General features: G+C 36.8%; 6 protein-coding genes and 1 pseudogene. 4 read left to right on the forward strand and 3 right to left on the reverse strand.

The window, feature by feature from the left end; translation table 11 throughout:
- Positions 1–191 (forward strand): hypothetical protein (locus GZA11_RS16540; protein ID WP_204317779.1); only part of this gene is annotated, 191 nt, incomplete at its 5' end.
- Positions 192–497: 306 nt separating this feature from the next.
- Here GZA11_RS16540 and deoC read toward each other — a convergent pair.
- Positions 498–1,169 (reverse strand): deoxyribose-phosphate aldolase, encoded by a 672-nt coding sequence (deoC, locus tag GZA11_RS15950; protein ID WP_163184378.1) that lies wholly within the window; start codon positions 1,167–1,169, stop codon positions 498–500.
- Positions 1,170–1,417: 248 nt separating this feature from the next.
- On the opposite strand from deoC, the gene GZA11_RS15955 reads away from it, so the two are divergent.
- The 3 genes from GZA11_RS15955 to GZA11_RS15960 all read left to right on the forward strand — a co-directional run bounded on the left by GZA11_RS15955 (position 1,418) and on the right by GZA11_RS15960 (position 4,184).
- Positions 1,418–2,533 (forward strand): metallophosphoesterase, encoded by a 1,116-nt coding sequence (locus GZA11_RS15955; RefSeq protein WP_163184379.1) that lies wholly within the window; start codon positions 1,418–1,420, stop codon positions 2,531–2,533.
- Between the two features lie 46 nt (positions 2,534–2,579).
- Complete coding sequence (locus tag GZA11_RS16945) at positions 2,580–2,711, forward strand: hypothetical protein (RefSeq protein ID WP_268926781.1); 132 nt, start codon at positions 2,580–2,582, stop codon at positions 2,709–2,711.
- A gap of 192 nt (positions 2,712–2,903) precedes the next feature.
- Positions 2,904–4,184, forward strand: a complete 1,281-nt coding sequence (locus GZA11_RS15960; protein WP_163184380.1) for a sensor histidine kinase — start codon at positions 2,904–2,906, stop codon at positions 4,182–4,184.
- Between the two features lie 51 nt (positions 4,185–4,235).
- Here GZA11_RS15960 and GZA11_RS15965 read toward each other — a convergent pair.
- Together GZA11_RS15965 and GZA11_RS15970 are read right to left on the reverse strand one after the other, a co-directional pair.
- A pseudogene (locus tag GZA11_RS15965) lies at positions 4,236–4,661 on the reverse strand (group II intron maturase-specific domain-containing protein); the annotation flags it as partial.
- Between the two features lie 266 nt (positions 4,662–4,927).
- A partial coding sequence (locus GZA11_RS15970; protein WP_268926782.1) for a reverse transcriptase domain-containing protein occupies positions 4,928–5,277 on the reverse strand: 350 nt, incomplete at its 5' end.

The following is a 5,277-nucleotide window of genomic DNA, read 5'->3' on the forward strand; positions in this document are numbered from 1 at the left end:
TTTGCCTCCAGCTTCCTTCAGATTCCGCGTCACCACGGACACCCTTGCTCTTGGCTAACCTCTACTTCTGTCTTCGGGGTTCGGGACTTACACCCTATAGTTCATGTACATGCCGGGCGCACATAAAGAAACCAGGGACGAAAAGCCCTGGTTACGGGGCTGTCTTAAAAGTCCATTTAAGAGAAAAATGAACCCAAATTAAAAACCCAAGAATGTTGATTTAACAGCATTCTTGGGTTTTGCTTTTATTAAGATTTCGGCTGAAATACCACTTTCCGGACAGCCCCTTTTTCATCAGAAAAGCGCATTAGTCAGTCAACGGCGTATGGCCTCTTCCAAACGATTGTTATTGGAAGCCACAAAAGCCATCGTTTCAACTCTCCAATTGAGAAAAAAATCAGAATGAGATCGAAGTTTATTAAATTTGGACAGATGGTTAGTGAGCCTGAGTTCAGTTCTAAATAAAAAAACCACCGTCAATGGTGGTTTTTTCTTCCTTAATAGCTGCTATTAGATACTTCACCTTTGCAAATGGCCACACCAGAACTTGCCCCAATTCGATTTGCACCAGCTGCAACCATCACTTCCGCATCTTCACGGCTTCTTACACCGCCGGAAGCTTTAACACCGATATTTGGGCCTACTGTTTCACGCATTAAGCGCACATCTTCTACGGTTGCACCTCCAGTAGAGAATCCAGTGGATGTTTTCACAAAATCTGCTCCAGCTTTTACAGAAAGCTCACATGCCCTTTTCTTTTCTTCATCTGTCAAAAGACAAGTTTCAATAATAACCTTAACTAAAGCTTTTCCTTTAGCTGCCTCAACAACAGCACGGATATCCTTTTCAACTAAATCATCTTGTTTATCTTTTAAAGCCCCGATATTAATAACCATATCAACTTCGGTTGCTCCATTCTCAATAGCATTCTTTGTTTCAAATGCTTTTGTCTCAGGTGTTGTTGCCCCAAGAGGGAAACCAATAACGGTACAAACCTTTACATTAGTACCTTTAAGAGCTTCAGCAGCCGTTTTTACCCAAGTTGGATTGACACAAACGGAGGCAAATGAATACTCTTTTGCTTCTTCTGCTAATTTAATAATTTGGTCTTTTGTTACATCAGCTTTTAATAATGTATGATCAATCATTCCTGCAATATTTTGACTCATTGTATTTAACCTCCAATTTCAATAAACCAATAGTTATTTTACTAATAAATTAACCAAAATAACTATATCAAAGCAGATCAATATTTGTAAATAAACGAATAACGAAAAGTAATGGATTGTTTTTGATTTTATGTAAACAAAATCATTTTTCATTTAGTACATTCATCCCATATTTAATAGAAATTATCATAATTACTACAAAATAACAAATACTATTGAAACCCATCCCAATAACAAGGAGGTTAATTATGAACAAAAAATACTTTCTTCTCCTACTAGCCGTTTTTTTCATTTTTTGGCAGTTAACACCCCCATCTATAATTGCCAAAAAAAATTCCTCCACGGAATCCATCATTAACCTTCGCTTGCTTGCAACGACAGATTTGCATGCTGATTTAATGAATTTTGATTATTATCAATCAAAAGAAAATAACCGGATCGGTCTAGTAAAAACGGCAACGTTAATCCGCCAGGCAAGAAAAGAAGAAAAAAACACTTTGCTTTTTGATGTCGGTGATCATTTAAAAGGGAGCCCGATTGGAGAATATCTTGCACGAATCAAAGGAATTTATAAGGGAAATACACACCCCGTTTATCGTGCATTTAATCATTTAGGATATGATGCGATTACAATTGGAAACCATGAATTCAATTATGGATTAAAATTTTTAAATGCCGCTTTAAAAGGGGCGAAAATGCCTGTAGTCAATGCCAATATACGATCTAAAAAAACGAATAAACCCTATTTTAAACCTTACGTTATTTTAAAAAGAAAGCTAGCGGACCAAAATGGGAAAAAACATACATTAAAGATTGGAGTAATTGGGTTCGCACCTCCACAAATCATGAAATGGGATAAAGCCAATCTTGAAGGCAAGGTTTACGTAAAACCTATTGTAGAAACTGCCAAGGAATTTGTCCCAAAAATGAAGAAAGATGGAGCAGACATTATTATTGCACTGGCTCATACAGGTATCAGCGCCGAACCTTATCGTCCAGATACAGAAAATGCTGTCTACTATTTAACGAAAATAGCTGGTATCCATGCCATTCTATCCGGGCATTCACATAGTGTTTTTCCAGGACCTGCTTTTAAAAAACTTCCTAATACAAATTTAAAAACAGGTACGATAAACGGAAAACCTGTAGTAATGGCGGGAGCTTATGGCAACCATCTTGGTATCATTGATTTAAGAATGATTAAAAAAGCAGGAAAATGGCGGATATCAAAAGGGATTTCTAAGGTAAGGCCGATTGCTAATAAGAAAGGAAAATCCCTTGTACAAACAGATAGGAAATTATTTGAATTGTTAAAACCGGAGCATCAAGAGGCGGTAAATTTAATAAAAAAATTAGGAAATTAACAAATGAATGTAGTAAAGGAATTTGAAATAAAAAGGAGAAATTAAAATGAAAAGCAGGAAAATAACAAAAAATAAATTAAGTTACGAATCTGATGGAAAAATGGGCGAGCAAAATGAGAAAAAGAAAAAACGCAATGACCAACCTGAATTTTTTAATTTCACACAAAATAGTGAATAAAACAGAATACATGACTTCCGAATCTAAAAGCTTCCATTCATGGAAGCTTATTAATTTAACATAAAAGGTAAATTTACATTATTGCCAATCATTCATTTCTTGTAAAAATATGAAATATTTTGTGAAATTTATTGTATCTTACCAAATTAATCAGTAAAATTTTTCTAAAGCCTTATTTGGACGGTGAGATACATGGAGATTGCACAACATCTTTTTACAAATCTTTCCATAATCATTATCTTACTCTTTATTTGTATTATCTTTCTTGAGAAAAGAAAAAAATTTACCCTGCCTAAAACTGCAATTATTATATTTTCCATCGCTCTTATATGGATTTGCATTCAATTCTCCTATACCCCTGTCTCATCTGCCAGGTATGATTTAAGATTAATTCCAATCGTTATTGGCAGTCTTTATTTTGAAATTGGGCCAATACTTACTGCCGCTGCCATAATTATTCGAAGCTTTTATGGAATTGATACTGGATTTTTTCAAACTGTCGCTCTTTACATACCTGTCTCCATTCTTTCATGGTGGTTAAATCCATGGTTTTGGAAACAATCTGCCGCTCGTAGAGTAATTATTTCCGTTTGCTTCGGAATGGCAATTGGCATCATTTCAGTAATATTAATGGCCTTTAATAACACCAATATAAATTTGTTTGATGCCTTTATTGCATACCTTGTGATCCCTGCCTTTGGGCTTGGTATCATTTCTCATTGGATTGAATTTGTCTTAGTAAATGTGGAAATGAAGCAACAGCTAATAAAGGCGGAAAAACTAAAAGCTGTTGAGCAAATGGGAGCTGCTATTTCCCATGAAATACGAAATCCACTTACGGCAGCAAGCGGCTTTGTACAGCTTCTTCAAGATGATTACCTTCCAAGACACAAAAGAAAAGAATATTTAGCCATTGTTCAAGAAGAGCTTTGTTCAGCAGAAAAGGTTATACAGGATTATTTAACCTTCGCGAAACCATCCATGGAAAAATATGAAGAACTTAATGTTAAAAAAGAATTAAAACAAATTATTAGTATCTTAAAACCATTATCCAATCAATATTCAGTAGAAATTTTAACCGATTTTGCGCTTATCGGTACGATTAGAGGAGATCAGCAATTATTCCGCCAATGTTTTGTAAATGTCCTTAAAAATGCGATCGAAGCCATGCCAAATGGTGGTACTCTAAAGGTAGCTACTGAATATCGTCAAAATTCTGTTACCATCAAAGTAAAAGATACTGGAATTGGTATGACTCCACAACAAATTCAAAGACTAGGTGAACCATTTTACTCAACAAAAGGGAAAAATGGAACAGGATTAGGGATGATGGTGGTATACAGCATTACCCGTGCGATGTCCGGTTCCATCTGGGTGGAAAGTGAAGTTGGTGTAGGGACCACTTTTTACTTTAAATTTCCTGCCTATACTTTTAGTAGGAAGGTAGCCAATCGAGTAGGAGGGGGTGATTAACCCCCGTCCTCTCACACCACCGTACGTACCGTTCGGTATACGGCGGTTCAATTAAGTTTGACGTAGCTCTTGATATCTTTCGAATAGACTTCTTAACCCTCGACTCTTCCAATAGGAGTTGTCGAGGGTTTTGTGTAGAATGGGACTGCAGGCAATCCGCCAATATTTCTTGCGTGTATTGCCCCATTCGAGTGCCTTATGGCTTGGAACCCCTAATCCTCTGAGTTTCCGAATTCTTGTTTTCGGGGTTTTCCATTCTTTCCACAAACACATCCGAAGCCTTCGTCTAATCCATTCATCAAATTCTTTGAACTTACTTGGTGTTTCTGCCAAGGCAAAATATCCGCACCATCCCATTAAATACTTCTTCAGTTTCTCAATCCTTTTCTCCATTGGATACGGTTTCGACCTTGATGTAATTTCACGGATCTTGTTCTTCAAACGTTTCACACTTTCGTTCGCAATCCGTACCTTTGGAGTGTAAATGTCAAAATAAGAATGCACAATTTTGATTGTATAGTGATGTACAAAAATGATTTATGGATAATTATGTTATTAAGTGGTGGATAGTAATAACTTGACATGGAGCCTCTACGGGCATGACTTACGAGCCAAGAAGCCAGCAATATCAATAGCTGGCTCCGCCTAACAAGGCTATCATGCCCGCCTCTCCATGTAAAGTTGCCCTAAGGCAATGAGAGAAGCTATATAGCTTTAAACAATCATTTTTGTACATAGTTAAATTAGCATTTCCACTTTGGAGTCTTATTGAATGTGAAGCTGAAACCGAGAAACTTCCGTTTCCAAGGACGGTCTACCGCCGATTTCTCTTTATTTACCTTGAGCTTTAACTCCTTCCCTATAAAGTTAGTAATGGAGTTCATGACACGAATTCCTGCTTTCTTTGTTTTCACATAGATGTTACAGTCATCCGCATACCGAACAAACTTATGTCCACGTTTCTCAAGCTCCTTATCCAATTCATGAAGCATGATGTTTGATAAAAGTGGACTGAGCGGGCCGCCTTGAGGCGTTCCCATGTCCGTTTCCATTACTACTCCATTGATCATCACGCCTGATTGAAGATACCGAC

Source organism: Neobacillus sedimentimangrovi (genome assembly GCF_010614825.1).
Lineage (GTDB): Bacteria > Bacillota > Bacilli > Bacillales > Cytobacillaceae > Neobacillus > Neobacillus thermocopriae.